Below are 25,437 nucleotides of genomic sequence, written 5' to 3' on the forward strand. Positions count from 1 at the left end.
CCTGCGGGACGGGGCACGTATCATCGGCAATCAAGTTTGACTGACGGAGCAACCATGACCGCAAGGTCCTTCGGCTGCATACATTCCAAGCGCCCTCCCCTGACCGCTGATATCGCGCGGCACCGGGGCCGTCTACCCTACTTCCCCGATCCACCCGCCGACGCCTGAAATTTCCCGAAGCGCTCTCTCTCGACGCCTGTTCGTAGAGTTATGCAGGAGGGCTGGCCCGAGACTAGACTCAGGCAAACCCGTATAAATTCATGAAAAAGAAGAACCGATAACGAGGTTGCGATGTCGCTACCGCTGGTTGTTTTACTGCCGTTTTTGGGCGCCATCGCCGCGCCCCTGTTCGCCCAGGGCGGACGCACGGCAATCGCTATAGCTTCTTCCGTTCCGGCTCTGATCGCGCTGGCCGCACTGTATCCTCACTGGCAGACCCTGGCCGACGGTGGTGTGGTTCTTCACAGCTATGAATGGCTGCCGGCGCTGGGCCTGTCTCTGAGTTTCCGGCTTGACGGCCTGTCGTTGCTGTTCGCGCTGCTGATTCTGGTTATCGGCCTTCTGATCATCCTTTACTCCCGCTACTATCTGAAGGCCAAGGAAAACGTCGGCAAGTTCTACGCCCTGCTGCTGTGCTTCAAGGGCTCAATGCTCGGCATTGTCCTCTCCAGCAACCTGCTGCTGATGATGATTTTCTGGGAGCTGACCAGCCTGACATCCTTCCTGCTGATCAGTTTCTGGACCCACAAACAGGATGCCCGGCGCGGCGCCCGCATGGCGTTGGCGGTTACCGGCGGGGGCGGCCTGGCGTTGCTGGCCGGCATTCTGATGCTCGGCAATATCGTCGGCAGCTTTGAGCTGGACGCCGTTCTGGCAGCGGGTGACCAGATCAAGGCCCATGCCATGTATCCGGTTGCGCTGACGCTGGTTCTGCTGGGAGCCTTCACCAAGTCCGCCCAGTTCCCGTTCCATTTCTGGTTGCCCCATGCGATGCAGGCGCCCACGCCGGTGTCCGCCTACCTTCACTCGGCAACCATGGTAAAGGCCGGCATTTTCCTGATGGCACGCCTGTATCCTGCCCTGGCCGGCACCGAGCAGTGGTTCTATATGGTGAGCTTTACCGGCATGGCCACCCTTCTGCTTGGCGCCTACGTGGCGATGTTCAAGCATGACCTCAAGGGGCTGCTGGCCTATTCCACCGTGAGTCACCTGGGTCTGATTACCCTGCTGTTCGGCATGGGCACGAAACTGGCGGCCGTAGCGGCGGTCTTCCACGTGATAAACCACGCCATCTTCAAGGCCTCTCTGTTCATGGCCGCGGGCATCATCGACCACGAAACCGGCACCCGCGACATGCGACGGATCAACGGTCTGTGGCGCTACATGCCCCACACCGCCACGCTCGCCATGGTCGCGGCTTCGTCCATGGCCGGGGTACCGCTGCTGAACGGCTTCCTGAGCAAGGAAATGTTCTTCGCCGAGTCGCTGGAACTGAACCTTCCGGGGTTCTGGGCCTGGCTGCCCCCACTGGTGGCAACCCTTGCCGGGATTTTTGCGGTGGCCTACTCCGCCCGCTTCATTCACGACGTGTTCTTTAATGGCAAGCCGGTGGATCTGCCGATCTACCCGCCCCACGAACCGCCCCGGTATATGAAGATCCCGGTCGAGATTCTGGTGTTTGCCTGCATCATGGTCGGTATCTTCCCGGCAATTTCCGTCGGGCCGCTGCTGTACGCCGCCGCCGCGGCGACCCTTGGTGGCGATGTTCCGGAATACCATCTGACCATCGCCCATGGCTTCAATCTTCCGCTGCTGATGAGCTTCCTGGCCTTCTTCGGTGGCCTGCTGATGTACAGCCAGCGTCAACGCTTCTTTGACTTCCACGCCCGGTTCAAGGAAATCGACGAGAAAGCCGTCTTCGAGGCCGTGGTCTTGCGGGTCGAGAACCTGGCACATCGGCTGACGGCGGCGCTGGAAAATGGCTCGCTCCAACGTTACGGATTTCTGCTGGTCCTCAGTGTGATCGCCGTGGCCGCCGCGCCACTGGCCAATCTTGGAATATTCATCGGTGAACGGGGCCTGAGCCCTGTTGACGGAGCAACGGTCGTTGCCGCGGGCGTTCTGATCCTCTGCGCGATTCTCACCGCCGCCCTCCATCGGGCGCGCTTTTATGCGCTGGTACTGCTCAGTGTCGTGGGTCTGCTGGTGGCGCTTGCGTTCGCCCGGTTCTCGGCACCCGACCTGGCGATGACCCAACTGTCCGTGGAGGTCGTCACCATAGTGCTGCTAATGCTGGCTCTCTACTACATGCCGTCCTGGACGCCCCTGGAGACCGCTACCTCACGGCGTCTTCGTGACATCACCATCGCGGCGGTGGCCGGCGTCGGCATGACCCTGGTGACCCTGGCCATGCTGACCCAGCCATTCAGCTCCATCTCCGAGTTCTTCCTGGAGAACAGTAAGCCCGGTGGTGGCGGCACCAACGTGGTCAACGTGATTCTTGTCGACTTCCGGGGCTTCGATACCCTGGGCGAGATTACGGTCCTGGCCATCGCCGCCCTGGGCATCTACGCCATGCTGAAGAATACCGCCCTGACGCCGCCCCCGGGCGACGGCCAGGGCCACGGCTGGACCCGGGATGCGCACCCCCTGATGTTGCGCCTGATCGCACGCCCCATGCTGCCACTGGCACTGATGGTCTCCGTGTTCATTTTTCTTCGTGGCCATAACCTGCCCGGCGGCGGCTTCATCGCTGGCCTGATCACGTCGGTCGCCCTGATCCTTCAGTACGTGGCCAGCGGTATGATCTGGACCCAGGATCGAGTGCCGTTCAAATACCACAGCGTCATCGGGGTAGGCCTGCTGTTCGCGGTGATCGCAGGCGCCGGCAGCTTCGCATTCAGCTACCCATTCCTGACGTCCACCTTCGGCTACATTACCTGGCCGGTGGTGGGCAAGTTCGAGGTCGCCTCGGCGCTGGTCTTCGATCTCGGCGTCTACCTGACCGTCATCGGGGCCACCATGCTGGCGCTGGTCAGCATCGGGCGGCTATCGCCACACTCCGCCATCAAGAGCGCTCGGGAGGGCACGTAATGGAGCTTGTCTTTGCACTGGTCATCGGCGCATTGACCGCGTCTGGCGTGTACCTGCTGTTGCGGGCGCGCACCTTCCCGGTGGTGGTTGGCCTGACCCTCATTTCCTATGGCGTTAACCTTTTCCTGTTCTCCAGCGGTCGTCTGGCGACAGGCGCCCAGCCCATCATCGGCACAACCGACACCTACACAGACCCGCTGCCCCAGGCGCTGGTGCTGACAGCCATCGTTATCGGCTTTGCCATGACCGCCTTCGTGGTGGTGCTGTCATTGCGCAGCCTGGCCGATCACGAGGACGATCATGTGGACGGGCACCAGGACATCAAGGAACCCCAACCGGAGCAGAATGAGGAGGTTACCGGTAAATGAACCAGTGGCTTACCGCACCTATCCTGATCCCGCTGCTCGGTGGCATCCTCCAGGTTTTCATGGGCTATGCGCCCATCAGCCTGAGACGCACCCTGGCCATCGCCACAACCGTGCTCCTCCTGGTGTCGACCGTGGTTCTGGTGGTTCTGGCCAGTGATGACAGCTACCGCCTCTACGCCTTCGGCAACTGGCAGCCGCCCTTTGGCATTGTGCTGGTACTGGATCGCCTGGCGGCCCTGATGCTGATCCTGACGGCCATCCTGGCACTGTTCTGCCATATCTTTGCCATTGGCGGTGCCGATGAGGGCAACCGCCAGTTCCACGGTCTGTTCCTGTTCCAGCTCATGGGCCTGAACATCGCCTTCCTGACCGGCGACCTGTTCAACCTGTTCGTGGCGTTCGAAGTTCTGCTGATTGCCTCCTACGGGCTGCTGATGCACGGCGGCGGCCGGGCGCGCACCGTACCCGGGCTGCACTACGTGGTTCTCAACCTGGCCGGGTCCGCCGTGTTCCTGATCAGCGTTGGCATGATTTACAGCGTGACCGGGACGCTTAACATGGCCGACCTTGCCATCGAGATACCAAAGGTAACTGGCGAGAACCTTGATATCGTCAAGGCCGGCGGCATGATGCTGCTGGTGGTCTTCGCCCTGAAAGCTGCCCTCATTCCCCTGTGTTTCTGGTTACCGAAGGCCTACGCCAAGGCCACCGCACCGGTGGCGGCGCTGTTCGCGGTGATGACCAAAGTGGGCATTTACGCCATCCTTCGGGTTTACCTGCTTATCTTTGGCGAGGACGCCGGTGCACTGGCTAACCTGGGCATGGACTGGCTGTTCCCGCTGGCGCTGATCACCCTTGCCATGGGTGTCATCGGCGCGCTGGGCGCAGACAACCTGAAAACCCTCGTTGCCTGGCAGGTCATCATTTCCGTTGGCACCCTGCTGGCGCCCATTGCCCTGGGGTCCGTGGCCGGCATTTCCGCCGCCCTGTTCTACCTGCTCAGCACCACCTGGACCGTGGGCGGCCTGTTCCTGGTGGCCGAACTGGTTGCCCACCAGCGGGGCAGTGCCAAGGACCGGATTGTCACGGCCCCGCGCATGCGCAATCGCACCTTCCTGAGCGTGCTGTTCCTGCTCGGTGCGGTGGCCGCGGCAGGCCTGCCACCCTTGAGCGGGTTCTTCGCCAAGCTTCTTATCCTGCAGTCGGTCGCGTCCGGGCCGGAGATGGCCTGGCTGTGGTCCGTTATCCTGGTCGGCAGTTTCTTCACCGTGATCGCCTACAGCCGGGCCGGCAGTATCGTGTTCTGGCGAACCGTGGATGGCCACGTTGAGGCACAGGGCCCGCTCGGTGGTAACGTCTCGGTGGCCGCCGGTGCATTGGTGGCCCTCAGCGTTGTCATCGTTGCCCTTGCCGGCCCGATCAGCGATTACACGGATGCCACTGCCGCACAGCTGCACGATCCCGCAGGCTATGTTGAGATACTCAAAACGCCCATGGTTGGGGAGGACCGCTAATGTTCGATCGTCTCAGTTTCCCCCAGCCATGGCTCAGCCTGATCCTGTTTCTCACCTGGCAGTTCCTGAACGATGGCGTATCCGGTGCCAGCGTGGTGATGGGCCTTATCCTGGCCTGGGCAATCCCGCAGATCACCCACGGGTTCTGGCCCGAGCGCCCAGCCTTCTTCAAGTCCTGGCGTATGCCGGGGTATCTGCTGCACGTGATCCGGGACATCGTCGTGGCCAGCTTCCAGGTGGCGAAGCTCATCCTCAGCCCGCGCCAACCGCGGCCGGTCTTCGTCAGTTACCCGCTGGAGCTGGAGCACCCACTGGCCATCAGCATTCTGGCAAGCACCATTTCACTGACCCCCGGGACCGTCAGCGTCGACATCAGTGACGATAACCGGATTCTGCTGGTGCATGCCCTGGACGCGGAGAACGACGACGAAGTCATTGACGTGATCCGCACCCGCTACGAAAAACCGTTGTTGGAGATGTTCCAATGATCACCATCACGCTCTACATAACCATCGGAATGGTGACCCTCGCGGCGCTGCTGAATGTCTACCGGTTAATTAAAGGCCCGGACGCCCCGGACCGCGTTCTGGCCCTCGACACGCTTTACATCAACGCCATCGCCCTGATCGTCCTGCTGGGGATCACACTCGGCACTCGCATGTATCTCGAAGCCGCTCTCCTGATCGCGGTAATGGGGTTTGTGGGCACAGTGGCCATGGCCAAATACCTCAAGCGGGGCAGCGTCATTGAATAAGCCGACGCCATACCCAATCGCGCCTGGAGAACCTCTGCAATGAGCCAGTTTGCTGAATACGCCATTAGCCTGCTGCTGCTGACGGGCGGTGCCTTTACCCTGATCGGTGCCATTGGTCTTGCCCGGCTGCCTGACTTCTTTACCCGCCTTCACGGCCCGACCAAGGCCACCACTGTGGGTGTGGGGGCCATTGTGATTGGCTCCGTGATCTTCTTCAGCAGTCAGGGAGAGGGGGTTGGCACCGCGGAGATCCTGATCACGGTGTTCCTGTTCATGACCGCGCCGGTGAGCGCCAACATTCTGGCCAAGGCCGCCATGCACATCGGTGTCCCAACGGTGAAAAATACCCGGGGGAAACCCTGGGAACAGTGAACGGGTGAACTAAACTGATCAGTTGCGGAACATCGCCAAAATAGCCATTGGCCTTGCGACATTTTTGCGTATAGTAGGCGCCCCACCCATTTTCGAGGAACCAGCGTATGCTGAAAGTTAACGAATACTTTGATGGCAAGGCCAAGTCCATCGCCTTTCAGACCTCAACACTGCCGGCAACCGTCGGCGTCATAAGCCCGGGCGAATATGAGTTCGGAACCAGCAAGAAAGAAACCATGACGGTCATCAGTGGCGCCCTCACCGTGCTGTTGCCCGGTGTTGACGAGTGGATGACCTACGGCGCCGGCGAAAGTTTCGACGTTGCGGGTCAGGCCAGCTTCAAGGCAAAAGCCGATATCGACACAGCCTACCTCTGCACCTACGAATAACTTCCTGAACCGCAGAGCATTCCGGCTGTTTCATTTAAGCACCGGTATGTTCTGCGGTTTTTTCGCGCCTCAAGGTTTCCGTTTTACTTAATCTGTGTCAGATTTACTCCTGTTTCTCGCGACAACACCAACAAATGAGAAAGAGGAAACAGGTGATGGCACAAACCCGAATTCTCCCGCCGGCTGACAACGCCTATCAGTACCCATTGCTGATCAAGCAACTTCTGCTCTCTGGGCCTCGCTACAATCCGGATCAGGAGATCGTGTACGCCAATCGCAGCAAGTACACCTACACCGATCTGGTGGAACGCATTCACCGCCTCGCCAACGCCCTGACCGAAGCCGGGGTCAAGGCCGGCGATACGGTTGCGGTGATGGACTGGGACACCCCGCGTTACCTGGAATGTTTCTTCGCCATTCCGATGATTGGCGCCGTGCTGCATACGGTCAACGTGCGTCTCTCCCCGGAACAGATCGTCTACACCATGAACCACGCCGAAGACGACGTGGTGCTGGTCCATGACGACTTCCTGCCGATCCTGGAATCGGTCAAGGACGAGATCAAAACGGTCAAGACCTACATCCAGCTCACCGATGAGGCCGCCGCCCAGTCCACCCAGCTCGACACCGCGGGCGAGTATGAAGCCCTGTTGGCGAAAGCCGGCACCCACTTCGAATTCCCGGATTTCGACGAGAACAGCGTCGCAACCACCTTCTACACCACCGGCACCACCGGCAACCCGAAGGGCGTTTTCTTCAGCCATCGGCAGCTGGTCCTGCACACCCTGGCCATGACCGGTTCTCTCTCCGCCTACGACGAGATGCCATTACTGCGCTCCTCCTCGGTGTACATGCCGGTCACCCCGATGTTCCACGTTCACGCCTGGGGCGTGCCTTATGCGGCCACGCTCTTGGGCATCAAACAGGTGTATCCCGGCCGCTACGAGCCGGAGTTGCTGGTGGACCTGCTCAAGGAGCACAAGGTTTCCTTCTCCCACTGTGTGCCAACCATCATGCAGATGATGATGGGTACCGAGTCGATCAAGACCGCTGACCTCAGCAACTGGCACGTGCTGATCGGCGGCAGCGCCCTGACCAAGGGGCTCTGTGACGCGGGCGCCAAGCTCGGCATCCGCATGTACACCGGGTACGGCATGTCCGAAACCTGCCCATTGCTGAGTACCACTCACCTCGAGCCGGAAGACCTGGAGCTGCCGCTGGACCAGCAGACCGCCAAACGGGTAAGAACCGGCATCGCGGTGCCCATGGTGGAACTGGACATCGTTGATCCGGATGGCAAACCAGTGCCCCACGACGGCGACGCCAAGGGCGAAGTGGTCGCGCGCGCACCCTGGCTGACCCAGAGCTACTTCAAGGAAAAAGAGAAAGGGGAAGAGCTCTGGCAAGGTGGCTGGCTGCACACCGGCGATGTGGCCTCCATGGATCCGGACAACACCCTGGTGATCAAGGACCGCATCAAGGACGTCATCAAGACCGGCGGTGAATGGCTGTCGTCACTGGATCTGGAGAACCTGATCAGTCAGCACCCGTCTGTGGCCGGTGCCGCGGTGGTCGGGGTGCCCGACGAGAAATGGGGTGAGCGTCCCCATGCGCTGGTTACGCTGAAACCGGGCGAGGACGCCACGCTGGAGGACATCCAGAACCACCTGAAGCAGTTTGTCGATGCCGGCGAGATCAACAAGTGGGCGATACCCAGCCAGATTGATTTCGTCGAGGACATTCCGAAAACCAGCGTTGGCAAAATCAACAAGAAACTGATTCGGGACCAGCTTCAGTAGGTAATGGCCTGATCAAGCACGCGATAAAAAGCCAGCTCCCATGAGCTGGCTTTTTGTTTGGTCCGGTTCCCCTCAGATTCCGGAGAACGCGAAGTCCACGTCGGGTCGGCGTCCACCGATGATGTCTGCGAGTGCGGCCGCTGAACCGCAGGAATGGGTCCAGCCGAGCGTGCCGTGGCCGGTGTTCAGGTAGAGATTGGGGAAGTGACTCTTGCCGACATAGGGCACGTTGGACGGGGTTGCCGGACGCAGGCCGGCCCAGAACTCGGCCTGGTCCCAATAACCCGCCTCGGGCATGACCTCCGCCGTGCGACGGACTATGGCACGGCAGCGCGTGTAGTTCAGGTCCCGGGTATAGCCGCTGAGTTCCGCCGTGCCGGCCACCCGCAGGCGATCACCGAGGCGCGAGTACACCAGTTTGTATTCGTCATCGGTCAGGCTGACACGGAACGCCGCCTCGTCGTTCTTCACCGGCACTGTGATCGAGTAGCCCTTGGCGGGGTAGATGTTGAGGGTCAGCCCCAGCTTCCTGGCCAGCGGGCCACTGTAGCTCCCGAGACAGAGGACATAGGCGTCACCACGGAGCGTCTCATAGCGGCCATCTTTCAGGGTCTGAACCCCGAGAATCCGCTCCCCGGCGTGTTCGAAACCAAGCACGTCGGTGCCGTACCGGAACTCAACACCCGCTTCGGCACACTTCTGCGCGAGGCTCTGGGTGAATTTCCGGGCGTCACCGGACTCGTCTTGCGAGGTGTAGGTGGCTCCGGCAATGCGGTTGCGGATCGGCGTCAGGGCGGGCTCGAGCGCAATGGCCTCGTCCGCATTGATGATCTGGCGATCACACCCCAGGTCCTGCATGATGCGGGTCGGCTTGATGGCATTCTCAAACTCTCTGGGGTTGGTGTAGAAATGCAGGATGCCCTTCTCCAGGGCGTCATAATCAAGGCCCGCCTCTTTGCGCAGTGCCTGCAACTGGGCGCGACTGTACGTGCCGAGGTTCACGATCTGCCGAATGTTGTGAGCCGCTCGCCCGGATGGGCATTCACACAGGAATGACAGCGCCCAGCGCCACTGTGCCGGGTCCAGGCGCGGACGGAACAGCAGCGGCGCATCCGCCTTGAACAACCATTTGAGCACCTTGAGCGGAGCTGAGGGGTTGGCCCAGGGCTCCGCGTGGGAGACCGAAATCTGCCCACCGTTGGCGTAACTGGTTTCCATTCCGGCCTGATTCTGTCGATCGATCACGGTGACTTGGTGGCCCTGCTTCTGCAGAAACCAGGCGGTCGTCGTACCCACGACTCCCGCGCCCAAAACCAGAATGTGCATGCGTGCCTCCGGTCATCAACCACCGGACCGTTTCACGGTCCAGCCTTTCTCCTGCAGCAGCGGAACGAGAACATCCCGCTGATCACCCTGAATCTCAACGATACCATCCTTGACCGTACCGCCGGTGCCACATTTGGCTTTCAACACCTTGGCAAAGGCCTTAAGTGCCTTTTCATCCAGCGGAATACCGGTTACCAGAGTCACGCCCTTGCCCTTGCGACCCTTGGTCTCACGGCTCACCCTGACAACCCCGTCGCCGGCCGGCCGGGCCGGCGCCCCGCAACAGCATTCGGACACCGGATTTCTGCAGTCCGGACACATCCGGCCCTGTTCCGTGGAAAAAACCAGTCCGCCCTCAGATCGCTTCTTCATGCCTGGGCTGCCCTCCCCTTCGTCTGTCTGAATCGCTTATTCGAGGCCCGGAGGGTACTTGGAAAACATTTCGGACACTACCTCGTCAATCAATTCGCTCCGGCTCTCCGGCGACTGATGCTCGGTCAGGTAACGGCGGCTGGCGGCGCGCCAGACCACCTCATTGATTTCGGTGTCCACCAGTTCGACCACGAGCTTACCCTCCGTGACTTCCCGCACCGGTGGTGGTGAGGAGATGCCCCAGCCAAAGTTACTCCAACCGTAGCCGAAGCCCAGACCAACGCCGGTCTGTTCAAGGCGGTCCTCCTCCACGATTTTCCAGTTGACGAGCAGGTCCGCCTCATCGGCCGCCACCTTGCGCATGGCCTTGCGCTTCAGCTCCCGTTCCACCGCATTACGGACCCGACTCCCGTCGAGGGACGTGAACGAACCGCTCCCCGCATCGGAAGCGAACGCCCAACTGGCGTAGTTACCAAATACGGCTGAGGAGTTGTAGTCCGTGACCACATTGCCCGCACACCCAGACAGCGCCAGGACCAGTGCCGAAATCATCAGAAAACGCATAATACAGCTCTCCTTCATTGGAGGTTTCGTAGCTTAAGTATACGCACAGGACACGGTGTACGATGCCCTTCGGGTTCCTCACCTTTCCAGATCGTAATCCAGCTTGTGGGCATTACAGAACGCGACGAATTCATCGGCCAGATGCTCGGGGATCAGGACCCGGGCCGTGACCCCGGCCCCGTAATCCACCGACTCCAGACCCGCGCCATGAACCTCACACCAGTGCCGCAGGGGTTGTTCATCGGCAAACCCCATCGCAACATCGGCCGGCACCATCGGCTGCTGCACCACCCGATCAACCGCCGAAAGCACACTTTCGGCAGCCCCGGCGTAGGCGCGAACCAGGCCGCCGGCACCAAGTTTGATACCGCCAAAATAGCGAATGACCATGACCAGCACATCGCCCATATCCTTGTGCTGAATGACATTCAGGATGGGCTTGCCGGCGGTGCCAGAGGGTTCCCCGTCGTCATTCATGGCGGCCTCGGCCGCCGAACCGGGACGGCCAATCTGGTAGGCCCAGCAAATATGCCGGGCATCCGGATGATCGCGATGAGCCTGTTCGAGCCAGACTTTCACCTCGTCCCGGGAACTGACCGGCGCGACCCGGGCGATGAACCGGCTTTTCTTCACTTCCGTCTCCCGCTCAAGGTATTCTGCGGGAACGGGGTAATCTCTAGTCATTGATCGGTAAACCTTATGTCCGCGGAAGACAAACCCAACAGCCCGGGAACGGCAGAGCCTGCAAAACTTCGAAAAGCTGCCTGCGGCATTCGCTTCGAGGAAGACGAATTACAGGAAGGCATCGACTTCTCCGGCGCCGCGGATCTCAAACCCGCCGAGGATGACGAAGCGCAGCCGCAATCAGGCGGCGGTAAACACCGGCACCCGAACCGTCACCCGTAACCCGCCTGTTGCTCCTGCCGCGGCGCTGATGTCGCCGTCGTGGGCTGACACGATATCCCGGGCAATGGCGAGTCCCAAGCCCCAGCCTTTGCCGCCCCGGGATTTGTCGGCCCGGAAAAACGGCTCGAACAGATGTGGCAGCAGCTCGGCCGGAACGCCAGGGCCTTCGTCTTCGATCTCAACGGTTACCTGGCCACCCGCCACCGACGCCCGGACCTGCACCCGCTTGCCCGGCTGGGTGTGGTCCAGCGCGTTCTGCAGGATGTTGTCAAAAGCCCGCTGCAAAAGGCCGGCATCCCCCAGGACCGATACCCCGGCCGTCTCATCCGTGGCAGAAAGTGTGCACTCCACGCCCTGGTGATCGGCGTAATCCGCCGCGTCCCGCAGCACCTGATTAAGCAGTTTGACCGGCTTTACCGGTTCACGTTCGATCTCACCACCCTGCTCGGCGACCCGGTAGAGCGTCAGGATCTGTGAGGTCATGGCTTCCAGCCGCTCATTCTGGCGCAAGATGCTGGCGACCAGTTGCTCGTCGGCACCGCCGTCACTGGCCAGTTCAATGGCAATTCGCTGCCGGGTGAGCGGCGTCCTCAGATCATGGGAAATATCCCGCAACAGGTGTTTCTGTCGCTCAAGCAGGCCGCACAGGCGCTCGGTCATGGCATTGAAGGCGGTGGCAAGCTGGCCCACCTCATCCCGGCGCCGGGCGATGTCGTCGCTCACCCGCAGTTCCGTGTTGCCACCGGCAATCCGCTGGGCCGTGCTTTCCATGTGCTTCAGTGGCCGTGAAACGAAACGGGCAATCCAAAAGCACGCGAGGGTAATCAGCACGAAAGCCAGTCCCATCTCGATAAAGCGGAAAAACTTCGGATCCAGCCAACCCTCACCGTTGACCCGGGGCCAGGCGACGAGCTGGTAACCATCAGCCACGTCGATCACCGCGGGTTTCTGGGGGTACCAGCCGGACTTCATCCGCTCCCGGATGGACGACGGCAAACGCTTGTCGTCGTCCAGCTCAATCAGGATCAGGCGCAGTTCCAGCCGTTTCCCCTGTTCGCGCAAAAAACGCCAGGCATCGCCACGCCCCTCGGTTTCACGAACCCTGATAGCTTCCAGCCCCAGATCCCTCAGACCGACCTGGCGCTCTATCGCCTGCCGCTCCCGATCCAGCAGCGTACGGGTTGCCAGGCTGCTGGCCACCACGGTGACCGCCATCGCCAGCCAGATGGACAGGAAAATCCGCCAGAACAGGGGAAACATCGGGCGACGGCTCACACGGGCACCCGATAGCTGTATCCCAGCCCCCGAACCGTCTCGATCCGGGGCGGATCCTCATTACCCAGCTTTCGGCGAAGATTACTGATGTGCATATCCAGGGTGCGGTCGTAGGCCTCGAGCCGCCGCCCGAGCGCCCACTGCATCAGGTCGGTTTTTCGCACCACGCTGCCGGCATGGGCCAGCAGAACCTGCAGAACCTCGTACTCGGTGGCGGTCAGATCAAGAACGACGCCCTGTTGGAGGATACGCCGGTGCCCCGGCTCAACCCGCAAGTCGCCGTAGACCCGCGCGGCGTTCACCTCGGTCTTCTGGTCCCAGGCTATCCGGCGCAGCAGCGCCTGCAGTCGGGCAACCAGTTCTCTCGGGTTGCAGGGTTTGGGAATGTAATCGTCAGCCCCCACTTCAAAGCCAACAATACGGTCGGTCTCGTCACCGCGGGCGGTCAGGAGTACCACCGGCAGATGGGTCGCGGCGCGCAACTCCCGCAAGACCTCCAGCCCGCTGATGTCCGGCAGCATGATGTCCAGCACCACAATGTCACAGTCCTGCCCGAGGGCCAGAGTCAGTCCGTCCTGGCCGTTAGCCGCCTCGCGAACCGTAAATCCCTGATTGGTCAGGTAGCGGGCCAGTAATTCCCGCAATTCGTCATCGTCTTCTACCAGCAACACCCGGTTTTGCATCGTCTGTCTCCGTATTGGCTGACTGAAGTCTAACACGCAAGCTCCAAGTCGCTGATTCGGTCCATTTTCCTTTGCAGAACCTTTACACAGCGCTGACATCCGTTGACGGGTGGCAGCGCTACCATAGCGGCGAATCACACCCATTACCGCCTCTGCGGTATGCAAACTGAGGAACGACTATGAACACACGCAAAAACGCCCTCATCAGTGCCGGCATTCTGGCCTCTGCCCTGCTCGCCGCGAGCCCGTTTGTGCTCGCAGACCATCATGGTGGCAACAAGCAAGGCGGCCATTACGGCAAACCCAACATGGAAGAGCTGTGCGAACACTTTCGCGAGGGCAAGGGACGTTTTAACCACGAAGAGCGCGAGGCCAGAATGGACGCCCGCTGGTCGGAGATGGCCGAGCGACTGGAACTGACCGAAGAGCAGCTCGAGACCTGGGAGGAAATTCGACAGGAAAAACGTGAAAAACACGAGCAACGTCGGGCGAAGTGGGAGGAGAAACTGCAGGAACGCTGCAACTCCGTGGAGCAGTGATCAAAGACCGGGTTCTGTCGTATGGTATCGGGGTAGCCCAAAGGAGCCTCCCGAGCCATGCCCGAACCCGGACACTCTTTCCCTTCTGTTTCCCTGACGGTTGAAACCTGTCAGTCCATCGAGGACATTTCCCGCCCGGACTGGGAGCGACTGGCCGGCCGGGATAACCCGTTTTTGCGCTATGAGTTTTTCCAGGCACTGGAGCGCTCCGGATGCACCAGCGCAGAGACCGGGTGGCAACCCAGCCACCTCGTGTTCCGCGCCGCCGGCGAACTGGTTGGCGTCGCACCGGCGTACCTGAAAACGCACTCCATGGGCGAGTATGTGTTCGACTGGGCCTGGGCGGACGCGTATCAACGCCATGGCCTCAACTACTACCCCAAGCTCCTGATGGCCATCCCCTTTACACCGTCCCAGGGGCCCCGGTTGTTGCTGGACCCCGGGCTTCGACAACACCTTCGAGCGGGTCAGATCTCAGAGCTGCTGGACACTTTGATCACCCAGTTGGGCGCCCACTCCTGGCACCTCCTGTTTCCCGATGCGGCGGACCAGTCGTTACTCGTTCATGACGGGGAGCTGCACCGCATCGGCTGCCAGTTCCACTGGCATAATCGGGACTACGGCTGCTTCGATGACTTTTTGGCGCAATTGACCTCCCGCAAGCGGAAATCGATCCGCCGGGAACGCCGCCAGGTGTCGGAACAGGGCATTACCTTCCGGCGGCTCCGGGGGCGCGACATACCCGATCATGCCCTCTCCGCCTTCTACGTCTTTTACCAGGCCACCTACCTGAAACGCGGCCAGCGCCCCTATCTGAACCGGTCGTTCTTTGAGCAGGTGCGGGAATACCTCCCCGATCATCTGCACCTCGTGATCGCGATCCGGGACGGGGAAATGATTGCCGGAGCCCTGTTCCTACAGGGGACGGAGACGCTGTATGGTCGCTACTGGGGCTGCCTCGACGAGTACAATCACCTGCATTTCGAGACCTGCTATTACCAGGGTATCGAGCTGGCCATCGAGCTCGGGCTGACACTCTTTGACGCCGGCGCCCAGGGCGAGCACAAGTTGGTGCGCGGTTTCGAACCCGAGCTCACCCATTCCTGGCATGGTATCCAGCATCCGGGATTCCGGGAGGCTATCTCGGCCTTTACCGAGGATGAAGCGCAACAGGTCACCGGGTATTACAAGGAGGCACTTTCGCTCCTGCCATTTAGACAGCGCAACGGTGATTAGCTTCTATACTGAAAGTCCAACGCAATATTTTTTGCAAAGGGATTCAACGCCATGGAAACGGACCCACTTCTGAGCGTTCTCAACGGCCCACAGTTCCCGCTGCTGATGGCTGCCGTCGCTTTGGTGGTCGGCCTCGCCGCCCTCTGGGCAGCATCAAGCGCCAAACGGACCGCCAGCCGGGAGGTCGAAACGCTTCGGCAACGGACCGGCGCCCTGGGCCGGGAGATGGACGAGCTTCGCGTCGGTCACTTCAACGGACCGGACCAGAACAACCCGGGCTATTCCGGCTCCGACGCCGACGCGGCCAAATACCAGGCCGAGAAGGAGGCCTACGACCAGATCTGGCCACAGCTCTGGCAACTGCACGACCGACTCGGGATGTTTCTTCGAGCCGTGGAAAACGGAGAGTCGGCGGGCGATCTCCGCCTCGAGGCCCGGAACGCGGCGCTGGAAGCCCGTAGCCTGCTCAACCGGTACCGCCCCTTCTGCAGCGAATCGGTGGACGAACTGGTGACCCGCTTGATCGATACCGAAATCAAGGCACACCTCGCGGCCTGCCAGCACCTGGACATGTCGAAGGAGGTATCGGGATCGGCGTCCGATCACGAACGACGCGTGTTGCGGGACAAGTGCCACGCCCTCTATGACGGCGAAGCCCGGGACCTGATGAACCGCCTTGCCGGTGCCATCCGGCACCGGGTAATCAACGTCAGCTATCCTTGATACGGAACCCCACCTTCATAACCACCTGATAATGGCCAACCTTGCCATCGACGATGTGGCCGCGGGTTTCCACCACTTCGAACCATTCCATGTTGCGGAGACTCTTGCCACATTCCTCCAGGGCATTTTCAATGGCGTTCTCGATGCTTTTGCGCGACGATCCGACGATTTCGACTTTTTTGTACACATGATGATCGGTCATAACGCCACTCCTCTCTCTTCACTGACTGTTACCTTGAGCCTAGAAGACAAGCGGAACCCCGGCAAACTCGCGCTGTCCAGAACGGATCCGGCGACAGGGCCATGTCGTACCGACTAGAATTAAAGCACCCAACCTATCCGGAACCCTGATATGAAGCGTTTCCTGAAGTACACCGCCTGGCCCCTGGCCGGCCTGTTCCTGTTACTGGTGGGGCCGGTACTGCTGGCCACCAGCAGCAGCCTCCAGGGCGCAGAAAGCTGGCAAACCGCCAGCCGGGAGAGCGCCGGAATTGCCCCCCGGCCGGCGCAGCATGAAGACGCGATCATCCAGGTCTACGGTGCCCGGGCATGGAGCTGGCGTGGTTATTTTGCGGTCCATACCTGGATTGCCACCAAGGAAAAGGGAGCCGACGCGTACCGGGTTCACGAAGTCACCGGCTGGCGCACTTACGTGGTCAACTCCCGCCCCGGCGAGCCTGACCGCCACTGGTACGGGGCCCGACCCGAGCTCTATGCGGACATTCGCGGAGCCGACGCGGAAGCACTGATTCCGGCGATTTACGAGGCGGTGGAGAGTTACCCATACCCAACCGAATACGAAGCCTGGCCGGGACCGAACAGCAATACCTTCATTGCCTGGATAATCCGGGAGGTGCCGGGTCTTGAGGTGGCACTGCCCAGCAACGCCATTGGCAAGGATTACCTGGGTAGCAAGGTGGTGGCGGAGGTGCCCGGCGGGGCCGGTTACCAGGTCTCCCTGGGCGGCTACTTCGGCCTGCTGGCGGGGGTTCGGGAAGGGCTGGAGCTGAACATCCTGGGCCTGTCGCTCGGGGTTAATCCCATGGCCCTGGGCATCAAATTGCCCGGTATCGGGGAACTGGCGCTGCGCAACACCAATCCGATGCCGGACACAGCCCCGTGAAGTGGACGCCGGCAGGCGTTCAGGTCAGATAACGTACCAAACCGGCCGCCGCGATCCCGGCGGCAATCGCCGGCAGGGGCTTCCTGAGCGCCAGCATGGTGACGGTGGTGACCGACAACGCCGCGATGGCCCCCAGATCCCCGGCGAACGCCATGGGCACCACAATGGCGATCAGCACAGAACTGGCCATGGTGTTGATGAAGCTCTCAATCCGGGGGCTGATCCGCACGAACGACATGATGAACACGCCACCGAACCGGGTCGCCAGGGTGACGACCGTCATGATGGCAATCAGGGCAAGAACGCCGGCCGTGGTGGTTTCGATCGTCACGCGGCGTCTCCTTCAGCCGCCGCCGAAACGGGTTTCTTGTCCAGCCAGAAGTAACCGATCACACCACCGGCCAGCGCTCCCACCACCACGTGGGTATTGGGCGGCAGCCATTTCCACGCGGCCAGGGAGGCCAGTGCGGCCACGGCCCAGGCGACCAGAACCCGTGGCGATTTCTTACCGCCCAGAGCCATGGCCAGCAGGAAGCAGCCGAGCACCATATCCAGGCCGAGGCTCTTCGGGTTCTGCAGCAGCCCCCCGAAATACACGCCCAGCCACGTGCCGACAAGCCACGCCAGCCAGAGCACCAGGCCACCGCCGAGGATCACTTCCAGGTTGCGCTTGCCATTCTGGTAGTCCTGGGCCGATACCGCCCAGTTCGCGTCCGTTAGCAGCAGAAGCAGGCCATAACGCTTGGCAGGCGGAACGTCTTTCAGCATCGGGTAGAGCGATGCCCCCATCAACAGATGGCGGGAATTGATGGCGAACACGACGGCAATCAGTGGCAGGATCGAGACCTCACTGCCCCACATATCCGTCGCCGCAAACTGCGAGGCGCCGGCAAACACCGTGGTGCTCATCAGGAGCGCTTCCAGTGGCAACAGGCCCTTCTGGGTCGCCGCCAGCCCAAAGGCAGCACCGAACGCCACCACAAACAACGAGATGGGAAGAAGCCGGACAAACTCCTGACGGACTCTTTGCGGCTGGATCTGATAAGAATAGGAAGCGACAGACATCAGAGGAAGCTAAGTCAGATCCCCCGGAACTCGTATAGGTGAATACCGAAGTCCGCCGCTTTTATCAGACTAAGGTCCTATCCGACAGGGCCGCACCAATCAGTGGATGACGTGAACCCGGCCATCCCCTGCCGCAAAGGGATTGTTGAAACTGCTGCCCTCCCCCTGCAGGACGGCCTCGGGGTGGTTCTTCGTCATCAGCGCTTTCATCTGATCCACGTTCGCTTTCGGGGCATCCACCATGACCAGGTATTTCCCGGCTTCAATGTCCTTGTGGTAGCGGCGAATACGATAGTTCTCGGTGCCAATACCGCCAAACCCTCCAAGCCAGCCGCCAGCCAGGACCATAAACACACTCATGGCCACGAATGCGGACGCGGGCCAGTCCAGGCCGCCCCACAACGCAAGGGGCAGAACAAAGGTCAGGGCGAACAACCCGCCAATCATGAGCCCCCGTTCCACAAACCGGGCCAGATCCGTCCGATCAAGCACACTGGCGGAGTGGAGCCGATGAGTGTAAAGGCCAGCCTCGTCCTTGCTGACAATGTGGAAACGCCAGTTGGTGACGCCTTCCTTGTGCAGGTCATCGGAAATACTTTCGACGCTGTCGATGGAATCGACCAGATAGAAAAGCCGTTTCATAACTCTCTCCTTCGCTCCGTCGGAGCGCGCCGCCACAGCTTTCTCCCCGAGTATAACCCACCCCGGACGGACCGCCGGGGGCGGGCTGAAAACGATTCGCGCTAACGAGAACCGGAATATATCCATTTCCTATAAAAAATTTTCCCGCCGCACATGGCCTTGCAGCATTTTGCGTTAACCCGTCCCCATTGTTCATGTTTTGCGCATTGACGTTAACGTAAAAAGTAACTAGTTTATTCCCAGTCCGGCCCCAAAAGGGTACTTCCTATCCGGAAACGCGGACCCCTGAAATCGACAAGCCGGCCACAACCCGGCCGACAACAACAAGACAGCCGCCCATGCCGAGATCCGGCCAGGTGGAGAGGATTTCAACATGTCAGATACAACGCTCCCCCCGGCGGGAGTGCGCCTCGCGCAATCGTGCCCGCCCAACGCCATCGACGTCTTCCGTTTCCAGAGGCCAGCCCGGCCCCGATTTTCGCTCCGCCATGATCAGCCAACGCAGGTCCCAGCCCGGTTTGCGGCTGACTGCTCCTGCTGATTTCTGGAAACGGTGATAGCCAATCAGGAAGGACGCATCGCGCGCCCGACGTACCAACCAATCGCAATTAACGCGGTCTAACAACAAAACATCGGCTACCGCAGGCCCCACAAGGGTAGCGACAGCCAAGGAAGAAAGGTGAAACGCCATGAACGTATTCAGCCATCCCGAGTTCGATAACCACGAGCACCTGTCCTTTTTCTGCGATCCGGAAACCGGACTGAAAGCCATTGTGGCAATCCACAACACCTCACGCGGCCCAGCCCTGGGCGGCTGCCGGATGTTTCCCTACGCCACCGATGAAGCAGCGCTGCGCGATGTGCTGCGACTGTCCCGGGGCATGACCTACAAATCCGCGCTCGCCAACCTGGATCTGGGCGGCGGCAAGTCGGTCATTCTCGGCGATCCGCGCAAGCATAAGACCGAAGCCATGCTCGAAGCCATGGGCAAGCATCTGGAGGGTCTGGGCGGCCAGTACATCGCCGCCGAGGATTCCGGCACCAGCGTTCCGGACCTCAAGGTCATGGGGCGCCACACCCAGCACGTTGCCGGCATTGCCGAGCGCATTGGCTTTGACGGCCAGCCCAGCAACGGCGACCCGTCACCCGCCACCGCGTATGGCACCTTTATTGGCCTCAAGGCCGCCGTCCGTCACAAGCTGGGACGGGACGACCTGACCGGCCTGAAGGTGGCCATCCAGGGCATCGGCAACGTCGGCTTCCGCCTGGCCAGGCACCTGAAAGAAGCCGGGGCGCAACTCTGGGTCTACGACATCTACGCTGAGAACATGCAGCGGGCAGTGGATGAACTGGGAGCCAAACCTGCTTCCGCGGAGGACATTCTGTTCCTGCCGGTGGACGTGGTTGCACCCTGCGCCATGGGCGCTGTGCTGAACGACGACAGCATTCCGCTTCTGAAGGCCCCCGTGGTGGCCGGCGCGGCCAACAACCTGCTCGAACGCGAAGACCACGATCAGGCCCTGAAAGACCGCGGCATCCTGTACGCCCCGGATTTTGCCATCAACGCGGGCGGCATCATCGATGTGTTCTACGAGCGTACCGGTGCGTCACCCGACACCGTGCGTGCCCACGTGGACACCATCGGCGACACCCTCACGGAAATCTTCACCCGCTCAGAGCGCAGCGGTCGCCCGACCGGAGCTATCGCCAATGAGCTGGCCGAGGAGCGTTTCCGCAAACACGAGGGCCGGGGCAATCCGGTCCCCGAACGCATGGCCCGGGCCGGGTAACCCCCGGGCCCAACGTCTTTGAGGCCGCGCCTGGCGCGGCCTCTGCTTCCCCCCAACAAAAACAAGTACCAAGCAGGAGACAGTTATGTCTGTATCACAATCAGGTAGTGCCACCTACTCGGAGGCACTGGAAGGCTCCAACGCCAAGCGCGGGCTCTGGTCCTCGCGTCTCGCCTTCATTCTCGCGGCGACCGGCTCCGCCGTAGGCCTGGGTAACATCTGGAAGTTTCCCTACATCACCGGCGAAAACGGTGGCGGCGCGTTTGTCCTGACCTACCTTCTGTGCATCGCCGCCGTCGGCCTGCCGATCATGATGGCCGAAGTCCTCATTGGCCGTCGTGGTGGCCGCAGCCCGGTCAACAGCCTGCGACTGATTGCCGAACGCGACCGGTTGAAGCCGGCCTGGCGCATGGTGGGCGCCGTCGGTGTGCTCGCGGGCTTCCTGATCCTGTCTTTCTATTCCGTGATCGGTGGCTGGGCAGTGTCCTATGTGGGCACCGCGGCCAGTGGTCAGTTGGTGGGCCAGTCCGCAGAGGCGATTGGCGCGATCTTCTCCGGCCTGCTGAGCGATCCGATGACCCTGCTGACCTGGCACACGGTGTTCATGGCACTGGTCATGGTGGTGGTCGCCAAGGGCGTGCGTTCAGGCCTTGAGCGCGCCGTGAGCATCCTGATGCCCGGCCTCTTTATCCTGCTGCTGATCGTGGTCGGTTATGCCATGACCACCGGTGAGTTCGGCCGTGCGGCCAGCTTCCTGTTCCAGCCGGACTTTTCCAAGCTGACTACCTCCGGCCTGCTGGTGGCACTGGGCCACGCGTTCTTCACCCTGAGCCTGGGCATGGCGGTGATGATGGCCTACGGCTCCTATCTGCCGAAGAACATTTCCATTGCCAAGACCTCCATTGCCGTTTCCGTCATTGATACCGGTGTCGCCCTGCTGGCCGGCATGGCCATCTTCCCGCTCGTCTTTGCCAACGGCCTCGAGCCAGGCGCCGGCCCCGGCCTGATCTTCCAGACCCTGCCGCTGGCCTTTGGTCAGATGCCCATGGGTAGCCTGTTCGGCACGCTCTTCTTCGTACTGCTGATATTTGCCGCCTGGACGTCCGGCATTTCCCTGCTGGAACCGATCGTGGAGTGGCTGGAAGAACAGAAGGGCATGAACCGCACCGTCAGCACCCTGGGCGCTGGCTTCGTGTGCTGGGCACTGGGCATTGCCTCCATCCTGTCCCTGAACCTGTGGTCGGATTTCGCCCCGCTGGGCAGCATCGCCATGTTCGAGGGCAAGACCATCTTCGATCTGCTGGACTTTTTCACCGCCAACATTCTGTTGCCACTGGGTGGGCTCCTGGTCGCCGTGTTCGCCGGCTGGGTGATGTCCCGCGAGGCCATCGAGAAAGAGCTCGCGCTGTCCGGGCCGATGTTCAAGCTGTGGTACGTGACCATTCGCTACTTCACGCCCGTTGCCGTTGCGGCGGTGTTCATCTACAACCTCGTATAACCTTCGTCCGGGGACGGCTTCGGCCGTCCCCGCCCTCACGAACAGGGCTCGTCGCCGATGATGACCGGTTTATGGCCCGTAATAACCGGCCACTGTCCCCCTCTTTACCGTAATCTCATTGTGTCGAACAATCATGCAATGAGGTAGTCCATGTCAGCAGTCACCGCGTCTTTTCCCGTACGTCGTCAGGACTTCGGCTTTGAAGAAGTGCCCAGGCACTGGGTCGACAGCGATCCGTTCATGACCCACCTGTTCAACGCCCTCTCGGCGCTGTTTCCGGACGGTGAGCGTTTCTTCGTCAACAGCGTGCGGGCGGTCCGGGACAAGATCAACGATCCCCAGCTGCAGAAGGACATTGGCGCGTTTATTGGTCAGGAGGCCATGCACGCCAAGGAGCACGGCCACTTCAACGAGGGCGCCATTCGCCAGGGATTCGACATCAAGAAGCTGGAGGGCTGGACCCGGGGTTTCCTGTCGGTCAAGGATCTTCCGCTGCTGAACAACAAACGGGCGCACCTGGCCGCCACGGTTGCCCTTGAGCACTTCACCGGCATTCTGTCTGCCCAGTTGCTCAAGCGCGAGGATCTGGTCAACGCGATCGATCCGTCCATGCGCACCCTGTGGGCCTGGCACTGTGTTGAGGAGAATGAACACAAAGCGGTGGCTTTCGACACCTACCAGCAGCTCTATGACAAAACCGTGGTGGATTACGCCATCCGGATGGGCGTGATGGCCCTGATCACCACGCTGATCATGGTGGCCATCCACGGCTTTATCGTGGAACTGATGCGGGAGGACAAACAGCTGCTGAACCTGCGTTCCTGGGCCAAGGGACTGAACCGCGTGTGGGGCCGGGGAGGCCTGTTCACGGCCATCATTCCAGAGTACCTGGACTATTTTCGTCCCAGCTTCCATCCCTGGGACCACGACACCGAGTTCCTGCTCAACCGGTGGCGCAAGCAGCTCGGCTTCAAGAAAGCCGCCTAGCCTTCTCCCGGTTGCTCAGAGATGATCCAGGGAGGCCTTCAGGGTCTCCCCGATTCGTGCGTTCAGTTTCAGATCCACCAACGGCTCGGCACGGGTCCGGCCCAGGTTGAGCGTGGCGATGGGCTTGCCCCAGTCGTTGGCATACCGACAGAACCGGAACCCCGAATACACCATCAGTGACGAGCCGACCACCAGCAGCGCATCGCTGGCCTTGAGAACGTCCATCGCCGAATAGACCCGGTCCTTTGGCACATAGTCCCCGAAGAACACCACGTCCGGCTTCAGAATACCGTCGCATCTGGGGCAGTCTGCGGGCCGGAAATCGCTGAAATCCACTTCCAGATCCGCATCGCCATCCGGCGCCGTACCTGCGCGATAATGACCGTACCCGGGGTTCAGCTGGGCGCAGCGGTCATGCACGTCATCCCGGGGGCAGCGATACCCACAGCTCATGCAGATCACCTCATCGGCCCGGCCGTGCAAATCGGTAACGGCCCGGGTGCCCGCTTTCTGGTGCAACCGGTCCACGTTCTGGGTAACCACCAGGTTGCTGTGGTTGAGCAGTTCCAGATCGGAAATATGATGGTGCGAGGGATTCGGCGTGGCGTTTCGCATCACGGGCCAGCCAATGAGACTGCGTCCCCAGTAACGCTGGCGGGTCTCGAAACTGTCCATGAAGGCTTGATGCTGGACCGGCTGCTTGCGCTTCCAGGCACCATCTTCGTCCCGGTAATCCGGAATGCCCGAGTCTGTGCTTACTCCGGCCCCAGTCAAAATCAGAAGTCTGGGGTGCTTCCGGATAAAGTCCGCCAGCAGCCAACCGGCATGCTCCGGTTCGTGCAGTACGGGCGCCTCATCCGGCTCCGGCAGACGCTGGCTGGAGCTGAAAGGCCGTGTTCGATGGTGCATCACAGGCATACAACCTCCGGTCGATTCAGCCCGGCTTGCGGGCCACATACACGGTGTTGAACGATTCCCTGTTCTGGAACGGATTGAAGAAGGTTACAACATGGCAGGCGACATCGGTAAACACCTCTCGCAATACCGTCATGAACTCGTCATCTTCGCCTTCGTTTGACCACATGGCAAAAATGCCTCGCGGCTTGAGTTGCCTGGCCATCCGTCCGATGTTGTCCACGGTGTAGAAACTGGCGTTGGAATCGTGCAGCAGTGCCCGGGGCGAGTGATCAATGTCCAGCAGGATGGCGTCGAAGGTTTTGCCCGGGGACTCGGGATCGAAACCGCCCGTATCGGGCTCGGCGATAGCCAGGTCGAAGAAGCTGCCGTGGACATAACGACTGCGGGCATCGGCGTTGATATCGGCGCCAAGCGGCACCAGCGCCTGCTGGTGCCAGCGAATGACCGGCTCCAGGTACTCGACAATCAACAACTCACCTACCCGCTCATGCTTGAGCGCGGCAACGGCCGTATAGCCCAGTCCCAGCCCGCCAACGACGACACTGAGGTTATCGCCTTCGGTTTCCTTCAGGCCAAGGTCCGACAGGGCGACCTCGGCGTCCACGAACATGCTGGACATCAGGAATTCTTCGCCCAGTTTGACCTCGAAGATATCCCGGTCGCCGATCGCCGGAATCTTCCGCCGCCGAAGGGTTATCTCACCGATTTCGGAGGGTTGGCTGTCGATTTGTTCGAAAAGAAGTCCCAAGGGTTTGCCTCTTTGTCTGGGTTCTTGGCTGGCCTGTTTTGGCTTTGTGCTATCGCAGGCGGTGCCCCCTTTTCAAAACCCGCTCCTTCGGCACGTCCATGTGACGCTTGAGCTACGCCATCCATGGCTTCGCACAGTTTTGAAAAGCGAGCTCCGCCTGCTCCCCGTTTTACTCCCCGGCGTTCCCGGAGTTCTTCAGACACTTCGTGAGAATATCCCGCATTTTGTCAGCACCGAGGTTTTCCATCAGTTCGATGTTTCTCTGTGGAATCCCATCTACGTCCGGATAACTTTCAATCGCCGCTTCCAGACTGGCCTCGCGCAGCAGGTGAAGCATGGGATACGGCGACCGATTGGTGTAATTCTCCGCCGAATCCGGTCCTGTGCCTTCGAACTGATAATCCGGATGGAAGCTCGCAACCTGGTATACGCCTTCCATCTCGAGATAGGCCAACAAGCCATCGGCCGCATCCAGAAATTCATTGTAGGCGTCAAAATCCTGCAAAACACCGGGGTGAATCAGCACCGTGGTTTCAACGTCGGGCTCATCATCCAGACGCTGCAGCTCCGAGTGCAGTGCCTGCAGGAGGTCGTCTTCAGTCGTTGCCTCAGACACCACGAACCGGACACGATTCCGGACCAGCTCGCGCTTGGCGAACGGACAAAGGTTGTAGCCAACGACTACGTCTTCAACCCATTTCCGGGATGCTTCAATTACCGCTGCTTCGTTCATACTCGATTCCTGTTGAAGCC

The 25,437-nt window shown here is 60.8% G+C and carries 30 protein-coding genes; 16 read left to right on the plus strand and 14 right to left on the minus strand.

Translation table 11 applies throughout. The features are described 5' to 3' along the window. Positions 1 to 291 precede the first annotated feature (291 nt). The 8 genes from KXD86_RS05870 to KXD86_RS05905 all read left to right on the plus strand — a co-directional run bounded on the left by KXD86_RS05870 (position 292) and on the right by KXD86_RS05905 (position 8,289). Entirely contained in the window at positions 292 to 3,093 is a 2,802-nt protein-coding gene (locus tag KXD86_RS05870) for a monovalent cation/H+ antiporter subunit A (RefSeq protein ID WP_218635120.1), read from the plus strand. Beyond that, entirely contained in the window at positions 3,093 to 3,461 is a 369-nt protein-coding gene (locus KXD86_RS05875) for a Na+/H+ antiporter subunit C (protein ID WP_218635121.1), read from the plus strand. Before KXD86_RS05870 ends, KXD86_RS05875 begins: the two co-directional genes overlap by 1 nt. Then, entirely contained in the window at positions 3,458 to 4,975 is a 1,518-nt protein-coding gene (locus tag KXD86_RS05880; protein ID WP_218635122.1) for a monovalent cation/H+ antiporter subunit D, read from the plus strand. Before KXD86_RS05875 ends, KXD86_RS05880 begins: the two co-directional genes overlap by 4 nt. Further along, the gene (locus tag KXD86_RS05885) at positions 4,975 to 5,463 is read left to right on the plus strand and encodes a Na+/H+ antiporter subunit E (RefSeq protein ID WP_218635123.1); all 489 of its coding nucleotides are present in this window, start codon (positions 4,975 to 4,977) and stop codon (positions 5,461 to 5,463) included. The genes KXD86_RS05880 and KXD86_RS05885 overlap by 1 nt, the downstream gene beginning before the upstream one ends. Beyond that, a complete protein-coding gene (locus KXD86_RS05890) occupies positions 5,460 to 5,729 on the plus strand; it encodes a K+/H+ antiporter subunit F (protein ID WP_218635124.1) in 270 nt (89 codons plus the stop codon). The genes KXD86_RS05885 and KXD86_RS05890 overlap by 4 nt, the downstream gene beginning before the upstream one ends. A gap of 39 nt (positions 5,730 to 5,768) precedes the next feature. Further along, a complete protein-coding gene (locus KXD86_RS05895; protein ID WP_218635125.1) occupies positions 5,769 to 6,101 on the plus strand; it encodes a Na+/H+ antiporter subunit G in 333 nt (110 codons plus the stop codon). Between the two features lie 107 nt (positions 6,102 to 6,208). Next, complete coding sequence (gene ppnP / locus KXD86_RS05900) at positions 6,209 to 6,490, plus strand: pyrimidine/purine nucleoside phosphorylase (RefSeq protein WP_218635126.1); 282 nt, start codon at positions 6,209 to 6,211, stop codon at positions 6,488 to 6,490. 155 nt (positions 6,491 to 6,645) lie between these two features. Beyond that, a complete protein-coding gene (locus tag KXD86_RS05905) occupies positions 6,646 to 8,289 on the plus strand; it encodes a fatty acid--CoA ligase (RefSeq protein ID WP_218635127.1) in 1,644 nt (547 codons plus the stop codon). Between the two features lie 72 nt (positions 8,290 to 8,361). Here KXD86_RS05905 and KXD86_RS05910 read toward each other — a convergent pair whose 3' ends face one another. From KXD86_RS05910 to KXD86_RS05925, 4 genes are all read right to left on the minus strand, one after another. Next, positions 8,362 to 9,615, minus strand: a complete 1,254-nt coding sequence (locus tag KXD86_RS05910; protein ID WP_218635128.1) for a D-amino acid dehydrogenase — start codon at positions 9,613 to 9,615, stop codon at positions 8,362 to 8,364. 15 nt (positions 9,616 to 9,630) lie between these two features. Beyond that, complete coding sequence (locus KXD86_RS05915) at positions 9,631 to 9,987, minus strand: translation initiation factor Sui1 (protein ID WP_218635129.1); 357 nt, start codon at positions 9,985 to 9,987, stop codon at positions 9,631 to 9,633. A 36-nt stretch (positions 9,988 to 10,023) separates the two neighbouring features. Continuing rightward, complete coding sequence (locus KXD86_RS05920; RefSeq protein ID WP_218635130.1) at positions 10,024 to 10,551, minus strand: DUF4136 domain-containing protein; 528 nt, start codon at positions 10,549 to 10,551, stop codon at positions 10,024 to 10,026. Positions 10,552 to 10,629: 78 nt separating this feature from the next. After that, on the minus strand, positions 10,630 to 11,235 hold the full coding sequence (locus KXD86_RS05925; protein WP_218635131.1) for an IMPACT family protein: 606 nt from the start codon (positions 11,233 to 11,235) through the stop codon (positions 10,630 to 10,632). 15 nt (positions 11,236 to 11,250) lie between these two features. On the opposite strand from KXD86_RS05925, the gene KXD86_RS05930 reads away from it, so the two are divergent. Continuing rightward, the gene (locus tag KXD86_RS05930; protein ID WP_218635132.1) at positions 11,251 to 11,457 is read left to right on the plus strand and encodes a hypothetical protein; all 207 of its coding nucleotides are present in this window, start codon (positions 11,251 to 11,253) and stop codon (positions 11,455 to 11,457) included. Here KXD86_RS05930 and KXD86_RS05935 read toward each other — a convergent pair. Together KXD86_RS05935 and KXD86_RS05940 are read right to left on the minus strand one after the other, a co-directional pair. Then, the gene (locus KXD86_RS05935; protein ID WP_218635133.1) at positions 11,416 to 12,732 is read right to left on the minus strand and encodes a sensor histidine kinase; all 1,317 of its coding nucleotides are present in this window, start codon (positions 12,730 to 12,732) and stop codon (positions 11,416 to 11,418) included. The genes KXD86_RS05930 and KXD86_RS05935 overlap by 42 nt on opposite strands. Continuing rightward, entirely contained in the window at positions 12,729 to 13,415 is a 687-nt protein-coding gene (locus KXD86_RS05940; protein ID WP_218635134.1) for a response regulator transcription factor, read from the minus strand. The genes KXD86_RS05935 and KXD86_RS05940 overlap by 4 nt, the downstream gene beginning before the upstream one ends. Positions 13,416 to 13,594: 179 nt before the next feature. On the opposite strand from KXD86_RS05940, the gene KXD86_RS05945 reads away from it, so the two are divergent. Genes KXD86_RS05945 through KXD86_RS05955 form a run of 3 tightly spaced genes read left to right on the plus strand, consistent with a single transcriptional unit; the run spans position 13,595 to position 15,913 of the window. Further along, the gene (locus tag KXD86_RS05945; RefSeq protein ID WP_218635135.1) at positions 13,595 to 13,954 is read left to right on the plus strand and encodes a hypothetical protein; all 360 of its coding nucleotides are present in this window, start codon (positions 13,595 to 13,597) and stop codon (positions 13,952 to 13,954) included. A 57-nt stretch (positions 13,955 to 14,011) separates the two neighbouring features. Beyond that, positions 14,012 to 15,190, plus strand: a complete 1,179-nt coding sequence (locus KXD86_RS05950; protein WP_218635136.1) for a GNAT family N-acetyltransferase — start codon at positions 14,012 to 14,014, stop codon at positions 15,188 to 15,190. A gap of 51 nt (positions 15,191 to 15,241) precedes the next feature. Next, a complete protein-coding gene (locus KXD86_RS05955) occupies positions 15,242 to 15,913 on the plus strand; it encodes a hypothetical protein (protein WP_218635137.1) in 672 nt (223 codons plus the stop codon). Here the strand turns inward: KXD86_RS05955 and KXD86_RS05960 are convergent. After that, positions 15,900 to 16,115 (minus strand): dodecin, encoded by a 216-nt coding sequence (locus KXD86_RS05960; RefSeq protein WP_218635138.1) that lies wholly within the window; start codon positions 16,113 to 16,115, stop codon positions 15,900 to 15,902. The genes KXD86_RS05955 and KXD86_RS05960 overlap by 14 nt on opposite strands. A gap of 150 nt (positions 16,116 to 16,265) precedes the next feature. On the opposite strand from KXD86_RS05960, the gene KXD86_RS05965 reads away from it, so the two are divergent. Continuing rightward, positions 16,266 to 17,036, plus strand: a complete 771-nt coding sequence (locus KXD86_RS05965) for a DUF3750 domain-containing protein (protein WP_218635139.1) — start codon at positions 16,266 to 16,268, stop codon at positions 17,034 to 17,036. A gap of 19 nt (positions 17,037 to 17,055) precedes the next feature. Here KXD86_RS05965 and KXD86_RS05970 read toward each other — a convergent pair whose 3' ends face one another. The 4 genes from KXD86_RS05970 to KXD86_RS05985 form a co-directional block, all read right to left on the minus strand. Further along, the gene (locus tag KXD86_RS05970; RefSeq protein WP_218635140.1) at positions 17,056 to 17,367 is read right to left on the minus strand and encodes a branched-chain amino acid transport AzlD family protein; all 312 of its coding nucleotides are present in this window, start codon (positions 17,365 to 17,367) and stop codon (positions 17,056 to 17,058) included. After that, positions 17,364 to 18,101, minus strand: coding sequence for an AzlC family ABC transporter permease (locus tag KXD86_RS05975; RefSeq protein ID WP_218635141.1), 738 nt, complete (start codon positions 18,099 to 18,101; stop codon positions 17,364 to 17,366). The genes KXD86_RS05970 and KXD86_RS05975 overlap by 4 nt, the downstream gene beginning before the upstream one ends. Before the next feature lie 99 nt (positions 18,102 to 18,200). Next, on the minus strand, positions 18,201 to 18,743 hold the full coding sequence (locus KXD86_RS05980; RefSeq protein WP_218635142.1) for a hypothetical protein: 543 nt from the start codon (positions 18,741 to 18,743) through the stop codon (positions 18,201 to 18,203). 376 nt (positions 18,744 to 19,119) lie between these two features. Next, positions 19,120 to 19,368 (minus strand): hypothetical protein, encoded by a 249-nt coding sequence (locus KXD86_RS05985; protein ID WP_218635143.1) that lies wholly within the window; start codon positions 19,366 to 19,368, stop codon positions 19,120 to 19,122. A 64-nt stretch (positions 19,369 to 19,432) separates the two neighbouring features. Here KXD86_RS05985 and KXD86_RS05990 point away from each other — a divergent pair, with 64 nt between their 5' ends. From KXD86_RS05990 to KXD86_RS06000, 3 genes are all read left to right on the plus strand, one after another. Then, positions 19,433 to 20,533, plus strand: a complete 1,101-nt coding sequence (locus KXD86_RS05990; RefSeq protein ID WP_218635144.1) for a Leu/Phe/Val dehydrogenase — start codon at positions 19,433 to 19,435, stop codon at positions 20,531 to 20,533. 85 nt (positions 20,534 to 20,618) lie between these two features. Continuing rightward, complete coding sequence (locus KXD86_RS05995; RefSeq protein WP_218635145.1) at positions 20,619 to 22,031, plus strand: sodium-dependent transporter; 1,413 nt, start codon at positions 20,619 to 20,621, stop codon at positions 22,029 to 22,031. 150 nt (positions 22,032 to 22,181) lie between these two features. Next, positions 22,182 to 23,018 (plus strand): metal-dependent hydrolase, encoded by an 837-nt coding sequence (locus KXD86_RS06000; protein WP_218635146.1) that lies wholly within the window; start codon positions 22,182 to 22,184, stop codon positions 23,016 to 23,018. A 15-nt stretch (positions 23,019 to 23,033) separates the two neighbouring features. Here KXD86_RS06000 and KXD86_RS06005 read toward each other — a convergent pair whose 3' ends face one another. The 3 genes from KXD86_RS06005 to KXD86_RS06015 form a co-directional block, all read right to left on the minus strand. Further along, complete coding sequence (locus tag KXD86_RS06005) at positions 23,034 to 23,936, minus strand: NAD-dependent protein deacetylase (RefSeq protein WP_218635147.1); 903 nt, start codon at positions 23,934 to 23,936, stop codon at positions 23,034 to 23,036. A 16-nt stretch (positions 23,937 to 23,952) separates the two neighbouring features. Further along, positions 23,953 to 24,684, minus strand: coding sequence for a polyamine aminopropyltransferase (locus tag KXD86_RS06010; RefSeq protein ID WP_218635148.1), 732 nt, complete (start codon positions 24,682 to 24,684; stop codon positions 23,953 to 23,955). A gap of 169 nt (positions 24,685 to 24,853) precedes the next feature. After that, complete coding sequence (locus KXD86_RS06015; protein WP_218635149.1) at positions 24,854 to 25,417, minus strand: DUF1415 domain-containing protein; 564 nt, start codon at positions 25,415 to 25,417, stop codon at positions 24,854 to 24,856. Positions 25,418 to 25,437: the final 20 nt, after the last annotated feature.

This window comes from Marinobacter arenosus (assembly GCF_019264345.1).
Taxonomy (GTDB): domain Bacteria; phylum Pseudomonadota; class Gammaproteobacteria; order Pseudomonadales; family Oleiphilaceae; genus Marinobacter; species Marinobacter arenosus.